Consider the following 14,001-nt stretch of genomic DNA (forward strand, 5'->3'; position numbering starts at 1 on the left):
GACAACCCTGATGCAATTTTTGGCGCACAAGTGTACGCCAAAATCAGGTTCCGGCAACAGCCTCCCGGGCCAGGGCGTTATCGGCTTTATTGGCCGTCACCAGGGGCTCGGCTGTGGCCTCCACCACATAGCGTAGCGGACCGTTGTTCTCAAGGCCATCGAAGGGATAACAGGTCACCAGCAACAGCGAATCCCTGGGCAGTTGTGCGGTATTGATTTGCTCGTGCCGGCTATCGACAACGCGAATACGGTCCACCCGGAATGAACGCCAGTCGCCATCGCGATCCTGCAACTTTACCCGGCTGCCGGTTTCCAGATGCTGTAGCCCCCGGAAATGCGTATCGCGGTGGCCCGCAATTACTACCGGGCCCGCCCGGCCGTCGTTGCCCACCACCTGCCCCGGCCCAAAGGCCAGGCTTTCACCGTGCGCGCCGTCCAGCACGATCAGTGACTGGCCGGTTTCAGGCACCATCAGGCGGGCCACTGGCCAGGTGTCTGCCCAGGGCCAGGGCCGGGTTTCCTGCTGCCGCGCCTGGCTTTCAGCCCAGGCCAGCTCCAGAAGCTCCTGCGCCACCAGGGCCTTGAACGGAATCCACAGGCCGACCGCCAGGACAGTCGCGAACGTCGTCGCCAACAGGAGAATCAATCGGTTCATGGGTATACCCTCCGCTTCAGGAGCGTGATCGCGGCCGAGAACATCAGCCCAATCAGGCCAATGGCGATCAGCAGTGGAGACATGGTTGCAGTCTGGGGGTATCGCAACATCGTGCCCTGGCTCCCGGCGGGCAGCAGTGTGGGCACGCTGTCGGTTTCCAGCGCCTCCTGAGACGGTCTGGACGGGGTTTTGTCCTGGGCCAGGAAGCTGGTGTACTTTGTCATCAACTGATGTTCCAGCCCCAAACGGATCACATGCTGGCGCGCGTCATCATCAATCTGGCCGGTCAGCCCACTGTCCATCAGGCTATCGATTTTCTGTTTTGCCCAATGACGATGCAGGCCCTTGCCGTTGGCGGCCTGTTCGAGGCTCAACGACTGTTGCCATTGACTGCCATCCGGAAGACGCCCGGAAACGTCGAGTGCGCCTTCAGCCGGCAGGCCGCGCACAACCTGCACCATGGGCTCCCCCCTGAACAGATCGCCAATTCGGTCAGGGAAGGCTTCGGTTGCAGCGGCCTGGCCCGGCCAACTCACTGCGATATCGGTCAACACCGGCGCCTCCATCTTACCGAACAGCTCGTCCAGCGGGCGGGCCACGTCCGACAGGTCACTGATGGCGGTGTAGGTACCGCGGCCATAGCGTGCAGCTTCACGCATGAAGTGCATGTTGGGGGCAGAACCGATGCCTACGGTGAACAGCCGACTGCTGCCCAGCCCATCACGAATTTTCCCGAAGAGCGCGCTTTCATTACCGACAGCTCCATCGGTAATAAACACCACCTGCCTGACCCTGGCGCGGGACTCCTCGCCACCATCACCGGTCATCTCAAGCGCGGCATCCAGAGCCGAGGCCATCTCGGTGCCACCATCGGCGTTCAGCCCTTTCACGTAACGACGTGCCCGGGCAAGGTTGTTGCCACTGGCGGGAACCGCCTCCATAAACAGTGAGTGGGTCTGACTGTTGAACTGGATAACGTTGAAACGATCATCGGCATCGAGTGTCTCCAGCCCCCGCAACAACGCCTGCCGGGCCTGACGGATGGACTCGCCAGCCATGGAACCAGAGGTGTCGATCACGAACACCAGCTCCCTTGGCAGGCGCTGTTTTCCATTGACGCCGGGCACCACTAACGCCAGCAGGTAGTCCTCACCCTGCCACTGCTCCTGGAAAACGGCGGCTGCGGGCTCCATACCCCGGGCAGGCGCCCAGCGCACGATAAGATCACGGTCCATAAGCACAGCCCGGGATTCCGGCGCCACCTCCACGGTGTTGCCGTTCCAGGTACTGGTCACTCGATGACTGGGGCTCGACACACGGCTTACCGGCAGGCCGGCGTTGATTTCCAGGGCAATGGTTGCGCGATGGCTATCCGGGCCCACATCGTCGGGCCGCACCGTGAACGGGCTGATCTGGTCGGCATCCGGCACTGCCGTGGTGGGCGACGCCCAACCACCCGACCACTGCGCCGGCTCGTTGTCCAGTGCCTGGCCAGGCATGTAGCGCGGTGTCAGCGTGGTGGGCAGGCGCAGTTCGAACTCGCCGGACTGGTAACGCACCGCCTGCTGGTAGTTGAGTTCAACCGTGATGGTTTCTCCCGGGGGGATATTCGCCATACGGGTGGTGAACAGGTTGGGCCGTTGCTGGTCTACACGGGCGACCTTACGGCCTTCCTCCTTCGCCTTGGCGTACTGGCGTTTGGCCTCCTGCTTTTCGTGAATCTCGCCGACAATCACCCGCTCGCCAGCGGTCATGGTCATGCCGTATACGTTCGCATTTTCCGGCAACGGGAACACGAACACGCCTTCCCGCCACTGCTGACTGGTATTACGGAAGCTCTGGCGCAAGCGGGTGTCGGCGATAAGACCGCTGACAGTTACGTTGTAGTCTGTGTTCAACAGGGTTGCCGAGCCCAGTCGCTGGCCGGCATCATCGACAAAATGAAACTCACCGGCGCCTTCGCGTCCAGTTTCGGAGGCCTCTGCGTACACCGGGTGTACAAACAGGAAAAGCAGCACTGCCAGCCACAGGGAAATGCCCTCCAGCCAGCGTCGCAGCCGAGGGGAGATCTTGCTCCCTGTCATACTACCGGCAATCTGCCGCCCGCCATTCGGGGCGGTTGATGAATAGGGTCCCAGGTTGGTCAACAGCATTGTTTCGCTTCCTTGTATCACTGTGGTTGAAAAAGCACGCCTGGTGGCAACTGGCGACTATTTCAGCCCATGGAAGCGGCGATCCGGTGCCACAATCTGGCGATCCGGCGATGAAAAAATGATGAATTGTGGCAAACCCTCTGCTTTACCTTGTTCTGGCCACAGGCCATGGTTAAATAGGAACCCGTACAAACAGGGGAATGGTTGCAGGCTATGAAGCGACACATCGTGCTGATTGAAGATGAACCCGCCATCCGGGAAAACTACCGTGACGCGTTCGAGCGCCGGGGATACCGGGTGTCTGCCTATGGTGACCGCAACAGTGCCTTCCAGGTATTGCGCACCGCCCTGCCGGACCTGGCCATCATCGACGTGGGACTGGGCGATGAACCCGAAGGCGGCTTTACGCTGTGTCAGGACCTGCGCAGCCTGTCCAAAACCCTGCCGATCATCTTCCTGACCGCCCGCGACAGCGACATCGATTCCGTTCACGGCCTGCGACTGGGTGCCGATGACTATGTCACCAAGGATATGAGCATGGACCACCTGCTGGCCCGGGTTACCGCTCTGCTGCGCAGGGCAGATGCCTGGGCCGAGGCCCTGAAGCAACCGGATGAAGTGGTGCACCGTGGCCGCCTGGCATTAAACGTGGACCGCATGACGGCAGAATGGAATGACCAGCCCATCGACCTGACCGTCACCGAATTCTGGATGCTGCATTCCCTGGTTCAGCACCCGGGCCACGTTCGCAGCCGCGACCAACTGATGGAAGCCGCCAGCACGGTACTGGACGACAATACGGTGACCTCACACATCAAACGTATACGCCGAAAGTTCCTGCAGATCGACGACGCCTTCGATGGCATTCACACCGCCTACGGCATGGGTTACCGCTGGAACGCCCATGAGGCCTGAGTTTTGACCCTTAAGCGCCAACTCTTCATTGCCAGCCTGCTGATGCTGCTGATTCCCTGGGCGGGCCTGCAGTTCGTGCTGGAGCTGGACCAGGCCCTGCGTGACCAGGCCGCTCGTCAATTGCAGAGCCAGGCCGGACGCACGGCCGGTTTTGCAGCGGAACAACTTGCCGAGACCCCAACGGTTGCTGCGGGTACCAACGTTATCTACGCCGACCTCCTGTCCCGCAGCCCGAATCTGGATGGCTACGGCGACGACTGGCCCGGATATGATGAGGAAGAATCCCGACAGCAGTGGCAAGGCACACAACAAGCCATCGACAAAGACGGACCCGAGTTATCCTGGCAGGCAGCCGTCGATCAAACCCATCTCTACCTCCTGATTCGTGTCAGCGGCAGAACCGCTGACTTCTTCAACCCCGGCAAACCCCGCCAACCCCATGACCAGATCCAACTCCAGGTTATAGGTGATAAGCAGACGACGCGGCGCCTGATCCGAACCCAGGCGCCCGGGGCCATCAATGCGATTGATCCGGAGCGCGAAGGGGCAACCGACTATCGCATCAGCGGCTACTGGCAGGCGGTCAGCAACGGCTACCAGGCTGAATTGAGAATGCCGCGTCCGGCACCCTCGTCCCGCCTTGGTTTCCAGGTGACATGGCCTACGGAAAAGCCGGTAGCCACCGGTGATGGACGCGTCTCTGCCGGCCCCACCTCAGCGCACATCGTCACCCGAATGCCACAACTCGAAAACCGACTTGCGGCCATGATTGCTCCGGGCCAGGGCACCTGGGTTCTGGAGCCGGACGGCTGGGTGATTGCTCGCCAGACACGCGACTCCGAAACCGACGAGGCTGAATTCGACAGCCTCAGCCCACTGCAGATCCTGGAACGCATCAGCCTGAACGGCCTGCGGGCACTGGTGAGCTTCTACCAGCCCGAGCCTTCACGGCTGAATGCGGAAACCCATCGCATGGACGCTGGGGAACTGCCATCACAGGGGCTGGTTCGTCACCGGGACGGCGACACCTACATGCTGGTGAAACAATCATTGGGCGATGGCCGGATGCTGGTGCTGGAAGAATCACTGGACCAATTGCTGGCTTTGTCCGGCAGCACCCTTGGTTCGGTCATTTCCCGCAGCGTGTTATTGATCATCGGCCTGATGCTGGTTCTACTGGGTTACGCCAGTTGGCTGTCCTGGCGCATTACCCGGCTGCAGCGGGCGGTCAGCGCCAGCATTGACGACGACGGCCGCGTATTGGGCACCCTGCCACCTGCAAAAGCGAAGGACGAACTGGGCGACCTGTCACGGCAATTCAGCCAAATGGTGGACCGCCTTCAGGGCTACACAGACTATCTGGAGAGCTTCTCCCGGCGCCTGTCCCACGAACTGAAAACCCCCGTGGCGGTGGTACGTTCTTCCCTGGAGAATCTGGGGCAAACCACAGACCCGGCTGATCAGGCCAGTTACATCGAACGAGCCCGTTCCGCCACCGACCGCCTCAGCCAGATACTGCAGGGCATGAGCGAGGCAGCCCGGCTGGAGCAAAGCTTTGACCACGCCGAAAAGGAAACCTTTGACCTGGCCGAAGTCGCCTCCCAGACCACCCTCGCCTATCAGGAACTGGACCCCGACCACCGTATTCACTACATCGGACCGGCCAACGGTTGTCTATGCCACGGTTCCCCGGAATTGCTGGTGCAGCTTCTGGACAAACTGGTGGACAATGCCCGGGATTTCACACCAGAGCAGGGAAACATTGAAGTACGGCTGACGCAGAACGCCCGACACCTGGAACTGAGCGTGTTCAATGAAGGTTCCTCCCTGCCGGAGAACCTCGCCAGTGATATTTTCAGCCCCTTCGTGTCCGTGCGAACCGGCCATCAGGAAGGACACCTGGGCCAGGGCCTGTTGATCGTCAGGTTGATTGCCGAGCACCACAACGGCCAAGTGATGGCCAGCGATGATACCGGTGGCGTGCGTTTTACAGTGCTTTTGCCGTCCCGCCCGCGACCAGAGTCGTAAGCCACAAGTCGTCTTTCGGAACGACCCGCGAGCCTTTATTGTTCCGTTGTAGGCCCCTCAATCGTCGTCAAAGGACCAAGCCTTGAACCCGCCGCTCACACAGCTGGATCTGCACCCTCTTCGGGCAGAGCTCTACAACGAGCTCCATTCCCGCCCGTTCCACGTGCTGCCATGCCCGGCGCAGGTTACCCACATTGCCCTGCTAACCACCCCGGAGCAACGGGCCGTCCAGTTCCGACACTGGCAAGACCTGCACATCATGCTGGGGCAACCCGAACCACTGGAGGACGTCAGCTGCTACGAGGCCACCTTTGGCTCCCTGCGTATCCGGCGTGAAATGCACATGGAGTTTGCCTCCTACACGTTTATCAATCTGGGTATTGGGGACGACCATCAGCCCTTCCAGGATACCGGCATCTCGTCGCTGCCCAAGGGATGGCTCGAGAAGCTCACCGGCACCGTGGTGGCCGCCTTTCATATTGACCTGCAGCAAGCCTCAAACGGCCCGGAAACCGACCTGGCGCAAATCCGCCACTGGTTCGAGGGAGAACGACTGGTGGGCAGCAGCCCCTGGGAAGGGAAGGCCCGGGTGTGGGGCACCTTCAGGCTCCATAGTGATGGGTTTGGGCGCTTCATGGTTCTCAACCGGGACATGTCCGACAGCCAGCTCGGCCGGCTGACCCAACGCCTGATGGAAATCGAAACCTATCGCCTGATGTCATTGCTGTCGCTGCCACTGGCACGGGAGATGACACCCTCGCTGAACGACATGGACCAGCAACTGGCGGTGATAACCCAGTCCCTGGCGGACAACCAGGACATCGACGAACGTGAGGTATTGGCGGATCTGACCAACATTGCGGCCCGCATCGAAGCCTTCCGCGCCCATGCCACCTTTCGCTTCTCGGCGACACGGGCCTATCACCAGCTGGTGCTGACCCGCCTGGAAGAGCTGCGGGAAGATGAGCTGTCGGGACACCTCACCATCACCGAGTTCATGACCCGGCGGCTGACACCGGCGGTGGAAACCTGCGAATCGGTGAAGGAACGCCTGGAGGACCTGTCACGCAGAGTGGACCGGGCCTCGGACATGGTGCGTACACGGGTGGAGCTGGCCATCCAGAGCCAGAACCAACAGTTGTTGAGCTCCATGGACCGGCGCTCAAAAATCCAGTTGATGATGCAGCACACAGTGGAAGGGTTTTCCGTGGTGGTCATCAGCTACTACCTGCTGGCACTGCTGAAGCTGGCGCTGGAGTCCGCCGATGACGCCGGATTCGACGTCAACACCTCGCTGGTTCTGGGCATTGCCATACCGGTTGTGCTGGGCCTGGTGTTCATCGGCGTGCGGATGATTCACCACCGGTTCATCAGGCTGGCGCGGCGACAGTAACCAGTTGCCTACTGGCCAAAGGCATCCGGGTCGCCGGCAAACTGGCGGTAGAACTGCTGCGCCGTGCGGCCGTTACGGGCACCCCGGCTGGTGGCAAAGCGAATGGCCTCAAGATGCAACGCCTCGCGATCACTCACTTGGGGAAACAGGGCATCAATGGCCTGCAGGTATACATCCTGAGGAAAACCATAGAACGACAACTGCAGCCCAAACCGGTCCGCCAGGGATACCTGCTCCTCGATGGCCTCAGCCGGATGGAGTTCGCCGCCGCGCATCTCGCTTTTCAGGTTATCGTCCATGAATTCCGGCATCAGGTGCCGACGGTTGGAGGTGGCGTACACCCTGACATTTTCGGGCGGCAGCTCGAGCGAGCCTTCCAGCACACTTTTCAACGACTTGTAACCCGACTCACCCACTTCAAACGATAGATCATCGCAGAAGATCACGAACCGCCAGGGCAATTCAGCGATGTCGTCGACAATCTCCGGCAGGTTCACCAGATCGTCCTTGTCCACCTCGATCATCCGTAGCCCCGGCTCCCGATACCGGTTAAGCAGCGCCTTGATCAGCGATGATTTGCCGGTGCCCCGGGCTCCCCAGAGCAGCGTATTGTTCGAGGGTTCACCGGCCAGGAAGCGCTCGGTGTTGCGGGCCAGGGCAGCCTGCTGTCGCTCGATGCCGGTCAGGTCGGCCCAACCCACCGGGTCGAGCCGCCGAATGGCCCTCAGACCCTGACGGTGGCGGCGCCACACGGCGGCGGGCGTCTCTGCCCAGTTGATGGCGTGATCTGTCGACATAACACCTATTTCCTGTTCCGCGTTTATCACGAATATGAAACACTGGAGCCCTATACCGGACACACCCCAAAAAGGAGACTTTACCGCAAATGGCCGTTAAATCCGTCGCTCTGGTCGCCCACGACAACAAAAAGAGAGAACTGGTGGACTGGGTCGCCGACAACCAGACACGCTTTGCCTCCCTCCGACTCTACGCCTCCGGCACCACTGGCCGGTTGCTCAAGGAAAACCTGGGCCGGGACGACATCCATTGCCTGCTCAGTGGCCCGCTCGGAGGCGACCAGCAAATTGGCGCCAAGATCGCGGAAGGGGAAATTGACCTGCTGGTGTTCTTCTGGGACCCGCTGGAACCCCAGCCACACGACCCGGACATCAAGGCCCTGCTGCGCATTGCTGCATTGTGGAACATTCCCGTCGCCTGCAACCGGGCCACCGCAGAGTTCATACTGACATCCGCCTATATGACGGATGACCAGCACCAACCGCAAAGGCCGGATTTCTCCAGCTACACCGGCCGCTCGGTCAACTGAGCGGCTTTCTGGCCAGGAACACCGTGTTGGTGGACTCCCGATTCTGGAACGGGTTGTAGAACGACACCACCTTCGCATCCACATCCGTGAACAGAGTTCGCAACACGTCCATGAACGGCTCGTCCGGCGGGTCGTTGGACCACATGGCGAAGACGCCGCCAGGGCGCAGGTGGGCCGCCATTCTGCCCAAGCTTTCAGCATTGTAGAAGCTGGCATTGGACTCGTTCAGGAGGGCCCTGGGGGAATGGTCAATGTCCAGCAGGATGGCGTCAAACACCCTGCCCGGGGTGTCGGTATCGAAACCGGATTCCGATACCGCCAGATCGAAGAAACTGCCCAACACATAGCGACAACGTGGGTCGGCATTCAACACTTTACCCAACGGAACCTTTTCCTGCTGATGCCAGTGGATGACGGTGTCGAGGGCATCCACAACCAGCAGCTCGCTCACGCGCTCATGTTTGAGGGCCGCTTCCGCGGTGTAGCCCAGCCCCAGGCCGCCGACCACCACCTTCAGCTGAACGCCCTCGACGGCGTTCAGGCCCAGGTCCGCCAGGGCTACTTCCGCGTCCACAAACATGCTGGACATGAGAAACTCTTCACCCAGCTTCACCTCATAGATATCCCGGTCACCCAGCGCCGGAATGCGACGGCGGCGAAGCGTGATCTCTCCCAATGATGAGGGTTGGCTGTCGATCTGTTCAAACAAAAGGCCCATGGTCGTTCCCATAACGTACTGAGGTGGCGACATCCTACCATCACGCACCAGCAATCGCAGGCCACGAATCACCTCGTCATTGGGCAAATAACCCGCCAACGACTACACTCACTAGTTAATCACCACAGAATTGTGAATCACCCGATGAGCGCTGTAATTGCCTGGCAAAGGCCATCTCTGATCACACTGCTTGCTAGCATTTTCGGTGTACTGGCGCTCACCTTCCTATCGATGCCTGCCTGGCCCTCTGTAAAAGAACCCATCTCCGTTGGCATTGTGGCCGACAACAAACCTTACACGTCCATGGCGGGCCGCACAGCCTCCGGCTTCTCTATTGATATAGTCCGGGAGGTGGCCAGTCAATCAGGGCTGGACATTGAGTTTCGGGCAGGCAGTTGGCCCGAAGTGTTCGGCGCATTCCAGCGCGGCGACATCGACGTTATCGAAGGAATTTCATACAACGACGGCCGCGCCAGAACCATACAGTTTACCGAGCCGTACCACATTCGCCAGATGCATCTGATGCATGACCCAGCCAACCCGCTCAAAGACATTGATTCCCCGGGATACCTCAGTGACTACCGTATTGGCGTTGTGCGTGACGCCTATTTCCGCGATGCACTTGAAACGGTGGGCTTGTCGCTCGTCACCTACGATTCCATTCCCGGCCTGGTTCGGGCACTGGCCTTTGGCTGGGTGGACGGCATCATCGGTCCTGAACTGACCCTGAACTACTACGCTAACGAGGCCGGCTTCCGGTTTTTGGAGATTGCTGGCCCCGCACCGTTGGGAGAATGGTCGAAAGAAGACTTTCGACTTGGCGTTCTGAAATCAAACGATGAGTTGTTTGACGTGGTCAGCAGCGGCCTGGCTGCCATTCCCGATAAGCGCATTGAGGAACTGTTCAAGCGGTGGCAGGAATACGGCGGGACCAGCATTGCTGAATCGTCGGGTTTTACCCTGAGTGATGCCCATCAGCACTACATCAGTGAGGTCGGCCCGGTACGGGTGGGCTTTATGAGTGACTATGCGCCCTTCAGCTTTCACGACGCAGACGCGTTGCAAGGACTGTCCGTTGACGTGCTGAACCGGATATCGGATCTGACCGGCCTGCAAATCGTACCGGTGCCCGGGCAATGGTCGGAACTGTACCCCCGGTTTATGGACCGTGACATTGATATCATGGCCAATATCTCGAAAACCGACGAACGCGAAGCGTTCATACGGTTCACCCGGCCCTACCATACCATTCCCAACGTCGCCTTCACTCTGGATAAGAATCTGGCATTCAGCTCGCCAGCAGACTTGCAGGGACTGAAGGTCGCTATTGGTTCAGGTATTTACTACGAGGGACCCCTTCGTGAGGCATTGGGCGACAATGTGTTCGCTTTCACCTCCCAGCAGGCCATGTTCCGGGCTCTGGCTGAGGGCTCCGTCGATGTTGCCTTGGCAGCCCTGCCAAACGGAAACTACTGGGTGAGGGAGCTTCGCATTGCCGGAGTGAATATTGCCGGCGAAATGACCCTTGATGGCATGCCGGGAGAAGACCTGCGCTTTGGCGTGCGTCCCGCTCTTGAGCCGCTCGCCTCTATAATGGACGCCGCATTGGAGGCCATCAGCCCAACGGAAATGCGCACTATCGAGAATCGCTGGCTTGGCGCTTCCGCCCGTCGTAACCGGACACCGGCCACCGGCCCGTTAACGTTCTCCGATGCCGAACAGGCCTGGCTGGCCGACCGCAACCGACAACTGACCATCTGCGTAGACCCTGACTGGCTGCCACTGGAGGGCCTCAGCGAAAACGATAAACACCTCGGTATTTCCGCCGACATCTTCGCCCTGTTTGCGAATCGTTCCAATATCACATTCACCCCTCTTCCCGTAGACAGCTGGTCCGAGTCCATAAAGGCAGTCAAAAACCGACACTGCGACATGCTTTCCATGGCCATGGAAACACCGGAGCGGCTTGAATACCTGAATTTCACAAAACCCTATATCCAGATTCCCAGCGTGCTTCTGGGACGTGTGGAAGCCCCCTACATCAATACACTGGACGACATGGGGGACCGGCCGGTCGGCGTGGTAAAGGACTACGCTTTTCTGGAACTGCTGAGGACAACCAATCCCGGCCTCAATCTGGTGGAAGTGCCCAGCGAACAAACCGGACTGCGCATGGTTCAGGAACGGAAGCTGGCGGGGTACCTTGGCACTCTGTCCACCGCCAGCTACAACATGCAGGAGCTGGGTTTGGCGGACCTGAAAGTGCTCGGGCGAATTCCCGCAGACTGGACCCTGGGGGTCGCCACCCGGAATGACCAGCCCGAACTCTTCAACATCATGCAAAAATTGGTGTCCAGCCTGACGGAAGCGGAGCTTAAAACCATTGAACAACAATGGGCAGGACTCAAACTGGAACAGACCGTCGACTACACCCTGGTATTCCAGCTCATCATGGGTGCCGTGGTGCTCTTGGGGTTGCTGTTCTATTGGAACCGCAAACTCGGGCGTCTGAATCATGAACTCGCTGCGGCCAATGACCGCCTTGCGCATCTCAGCGTAACGGACGACCTGACCCAGATCGGCAATCGCAGCTATTTCGACCGTGAGTTCAGCAAGAGCTTCCATTGGTGTCAACGACACGGAGCCGGCTTTGCCGTGGCGATGGTGGACGCGGACCATTTCAAGGAAATCAACGACACCTACGGCCACGACGCGGGCGACCGTTGTCTGGTGGCGCTGGCAGATACCATGCGCTCTCACTTTCGGCGTGACACAGACCGCCTTACCCGGTTCGGCGGTGAGGAGTTTGTGATGTTCACCAGCTTCAGCGACCGTGATGAGCTGGTTTCGCGGCTGGAAGCATTCCGCGAGGGTCTGGCGGGGCTAACCACCTGCTGCGACGACGAACAGATCCGCTTTACTGTAAGCATCGGCCTGGCCACTGGCACACCCAGCAAGGACACGGTGCCGGCAGAATTCCTTCGGCTGGCAGACAAGGCGCTGTATCTCGCCAAGCAAAATGGCCGCAACCGCCTGGAAGCTCTGACCACTGAAGATCAGGCAGCCAGACGGGGCTAGCTGATGCTATCCTTTTGCGACAGGGAAAACGCAAAGGAGACGACACCATGGCTAAGATCTACGAAGACAACTCGCTGTCGATCGGCAATACCCCGCTGGTCAAGCTTAATCGGGTCAACGAAGGGGCCACCATCTGGGCCAAGATTGAAGGGCGCAACCCGGCCTATTCCGTGAAGTGCCGGATCGGTTCCGCCATGATCTGGGATGCGGAAAAGCGTGGCGCTCTCAAACCCGGCATGACGATCGTCGAGCCCACCAGCGGTAACACTGGCATCGCGCTGGCTTTCGTCGCTGCTGCGAGAGGCTACAAGCTGAAACTGACCATGCCGTCATCCATGAGCCTGGAGCGCCGCAAAGTACTGAAGGCCATGGGGGCGGAACTGGTGCTTACGGAGCCGGCGAAGGGCATGAAAGGCGCCATCGCCAAGGCCGAAGAGATCGTTGCTGAAGACCCGGACAACTGCTTCATGCCACAGCAGTTCGAGAACCCGGCCAACCCCCGCATCCACGAGGACACCACCGGGCCCGAAATCTGGAACGATACCGACGGTGCCATCGACATCTTCGTTTCCGGGGTTGGTACCGGCGGCACCCTGACCGGCGTAACCCGTTACATCCGCAATACCAAAGGCAAGGCCATCACCACCGTTGCCGTGGAGCCGGAAGACTCGCCAATCATCACTCAGGCCCGCGGCGGTCAGGACCAAACACCAGCACCCCACAAGATCCAGGGCATTGGCGCCGGCTTCATTCCGGGCAACCTGGACATGGACCTGGTGGACCGGGTGGAAAAAGTCAGCAATCAGGACGCCATGGACATGGCGCACCGGTTGATGCAGGAGGAAGGCATCCTCTGTGGTATATCCTGTGGTGCAGCGGTTGTGGCTGCGGTCAGAATCGGAAAGCTGCCGGAATTCAAGGGCAAGAATATCGTGGTGGTTCTGCCGGATTCCGCCGAGCGCTACCTGTCGTCAGCGCTGTTCGCAGAGCGGTTTGGCGAGCTGGAAAACGTTCAGTAATACGGTAGGTATTGCAGAGAAGCTGATAAAAAGCCCGGGGCCAGAACCGCCCCGGGTTTTTCAGGTACTTACGTTAGAACTGGAAACGCATACCAACACGACCGGTATCGAAGTCCGGCCCGTCATTGGTGACCTGGCCATTGAAGTCGTCTTCGTCGATATCAACGTTGTAGCGGTTGTATTCCGCAAACGCCGTCAACTGTTCGGTGACCCGGAAATCAACACCGGCACCGACAAATGGATTGACCTCATCGTAGGTCTCACTTTCGTCAAACGCGTCTACATCGAACGACGAAGCAAATGCGCCAGCCTTAGCATAAACACCAAAGGTATCTGTCAAAGGCAGCCGCCCGATCAGGCCAAGGGAAGTACCCTTCAACTTGCCATCGACGTCATCGTCGCCAAAGTTGCCGAAATCAATGTACTCGGCTTCCAGGGCGAAGAACTGGTTGAACTGGTAGCCCAGCCCCACGCCGAACAGATCGTTTTCATCATCAAACTCGCCACCATGGGCTTTGTAGCCACCATAACTGCCGCTCAGATATACACCGGAGCTGTCGCGATCGGTGTTGTCCTGGGCTGATACAACCGGGGCGGCCAGCATGGCCGAGGCCAGAACCGTTACATAGGCAAAACCGGATTTATAGCTCATATCGCATCCATCCTTCTGAGTTCGGAAATGATTGATTTCCTGTTGGATTAACCGGTAAAGCGT

Annotated in this window: 11 protein-coding genes; 6 read left to right on the plus strand and 5 right to left on the minus strand. The window is 59.4% G+C overall.

Annotated elements, in window-relative coordinates:
• Positions 1-43: 43 nt before the first annotated feature.
• Together AAGD24_RS18605 and AAGD24_RS18610 are read right to left on the minus strand one after the other, a co-directional pair.
• Positions 44-655 carry a class GN sortase gene (locus AAGD24_RS18605; protein WP_036211163.1) on the minus strand — a complete coding sequence of 204 codons (612 nt, stop codon included), beginning with the start codon at positions 653-655 and terminating at the stop codon, positions 44-46.
• Entirely contained in the window at positions 652-2,808 is a 2,157-nt protein-coding gene (locus AAGD24_RS18610) for a marine proteobacterial sortase target protein (protein WP_379865936.1), read from the minus strand. Before AAGD24_RS18610 ends, AAGD24_RS18605 begins: the two co-directional genes overlap by 4 nt.
• A gap of 213 nt (positions 2,809-3,021) precedes the next feature.
• Here AAGD24_RS18610 and pdsR point away from each other — a divergent pair, with 213 nt between their 5' ends.
• The 3 genes from pdsR to AAGD24_RS18625 all read left to right on the plus strand — a co-directional run bounded on the left by pdsR (position 3,022) and on the right by AAGD24_RS18625 (position 7,144).
• Positions 3,022-3,723: a proteobacterial dedicated sortase system response regulator gene (gene pdsR / locus AAGD24_RS18615; RefSeq protein WP_036211169.1), complete on the plus strand. Its 702-nt coding sequence runs from the start codon at positions 3,022-3,024 to the stop codon at positions 3,721-3,723.
• Positions 3,724-3,726: 3 nt separating this feature from the next.
• Complete coding sequence (locus tag AAGD24_RS18620; protein WP_041335481.1) at positions 3,727-5,751, plus strand: ATP-binding protein; 2,025 nt, start codon at positions 3,727-3,729, stop codon at positions 5,749-5,751.
• 82 nt (positions 5,752-5,833) lie between these two features.
• Positions 5,834-7,144: a DUF3422 family protein gene (locus tag AAGD24_RS18625; protein WP_278368425.1), complete on the plus strand. Its 1,311-nt coding sequence runs from the start codon at positions 5,834-5,836 to the stop codon at positions 7,142-7,144.
• An 8-nt stretch (positions 7,145-7,152) separates the two neighbouring features.
• Here the strand turns inward: AAGD24_RS18625 and AAGD24_RS18630 are convergent, their stop codons facing one another.
• Positions 7,153-7,941, minus strand: a complete 789-nt coding sequence (locus AAGD24_RS18630; protein WP_379865938.1) for an ATP-binding protein — start codon at positions 7,939-7,941, stop codon at positions 7,153-7,155.
• Between the two features lie 89 nt (positions 7,942-8,030).
• On the opposite strand from AAGD24_RS18630, the gene AAGD24_RS18635 reads away from it, so the two are divergent.
• Positions 8,031-8,471, plus strand: coding sequence for a methylglyoxal synthase (locus AAGD24_RS18635; RefSeq protein WP_007154894.1), 441 nt, complete (start codon positions 8,031-8,033; stop codon positions 8,469-8,471).
• Here AAGD24_RS18635 and AAGD24_RS18640 read toward each other — a convergent pair.
• Entirely contained in the window at positions 8,464-9,288 is an 825-nt protein-coding gene (locus AAGD24_RS18640; protein ID WP_379865940.1) for a spermidine synthase, read from the minus strand. The genes AAGD24_RS18635 and AAGD24_RS18640 overlap by 8 nt on opposite strands.
• Positions 9,289-9,333: 45 nt before the next feature.
• Here AAGD24_RS18640 and AAGD24_RS18645 point away from each other — a divergent pair, with 45 nt between their 5' ends.
• The gene (locus AAGD24_RS18645; protein ID WP_379865942.1) at positions 9,334-12,267 is read left to right on the plus strand and encodes a transporter substrate-binding domain-containing protein; all 2,934 of its coding nucleotides are present in this window, start codon (positions 9,334-9,336) and stop codon (positions 12,265-12,267) included.
• 47 nt (positions 12,268-12,314) lie between these two features.
• Positions 12,315-13,286, plus strand: a complete 972-nt coding sequence (cysK, locus tag AAGD24_RS18650) for a cysteine synthase A (RefSeq protein ID WP_075195618.1) — start codon at positions 12,315-12,317, stop codon at positions 13,284-13,286.
• Positions 13,287-13,359: 73 nt separating this feature from the next.
• Here the strand turns inward: cysK and AAGD24_RS18655 are convergent, their stop codons facing one another.
• Positions 13,360-13,938: a porin family protein gene (locus AAGD24_RS18655; RefSeq protein ID WP_036211188.1), complete on the minus strand. Its 579-nt coding sequence runs from the start codon at positions 13,936-13,938 to the stop codon at positions 13,360-13,362.
• Positions 13,939-14,001 lie beyond the last annotated feature (63 nt).

Origin of the sequence: Marinobacter sp. M5B, from assembly GCF_042604615.1 — a bacterium.
Taxonomy (GTDB): Bacteria; Pseudomonadota; Gammaproteobacteria; order Pseudomonadales; family Oleiphilaceae; genus Marinobacter; species Marinobacter salarius.

Bases quoted from the DNA above. Each gene is read 5' to 3' on its own strand.
- AAGD24_RS18605 (WP_036211163.1), bottom strand. From the start codon at position 655: ATGAACCGATTGATTCTCCTGTTGGCGACGACGTTCGCGACTGTCCTG.
- AAGD24_RS18610 (WP_379865936.1), bottom strand. From the start codon at position 2,808: ATGCTGTTGACCAACCTGGGACCCTATTCATCAACCGCCCCGAATGGC.
- pdsR (WP_036211169.1), top strand. From the start codon at position 3,022: ATGAAGCGACACATCGTGCTGATTGAAGATGAACCCGCCATCCGGGAA.
- AAGD24_RS18630 (WP_379865938.1), bottom strand. From the start codon at position 7,941: ATGTCGACAGATCACGCCATCAACTGGGCAGAGACGCCCGCCGCCGTG.
- AAGD24_RS18635 (WP_007154894.1), top strand. From the start codon at position 8,031: ATGGCCGTTAAATCCGTCGCTCTGGTCGCCCACGACAACAAAAAGAGA.
- AAGD24_RS18645 (WP_379865942.1), top strand. From the start codon at position 9,334: ATGAGCGCTGTAATTGCCTGGCAAAGGCCATCTCTGATCACACTGCTT.
- cysK (WP_075195618.1), top strand. From the start codon at position 12,315: ATGGCTAAGATCTACGAAGACAACTCGCTGTCGATCGGCAATACCCCG.
- AAGD24_RS18655 (WP_036211188.1), bottom strand. From the start codon at position 13,938: ATGAGCTATAAATCCGGTTTTGCCTATGTAACGGTTCTGGCCTCGGCC.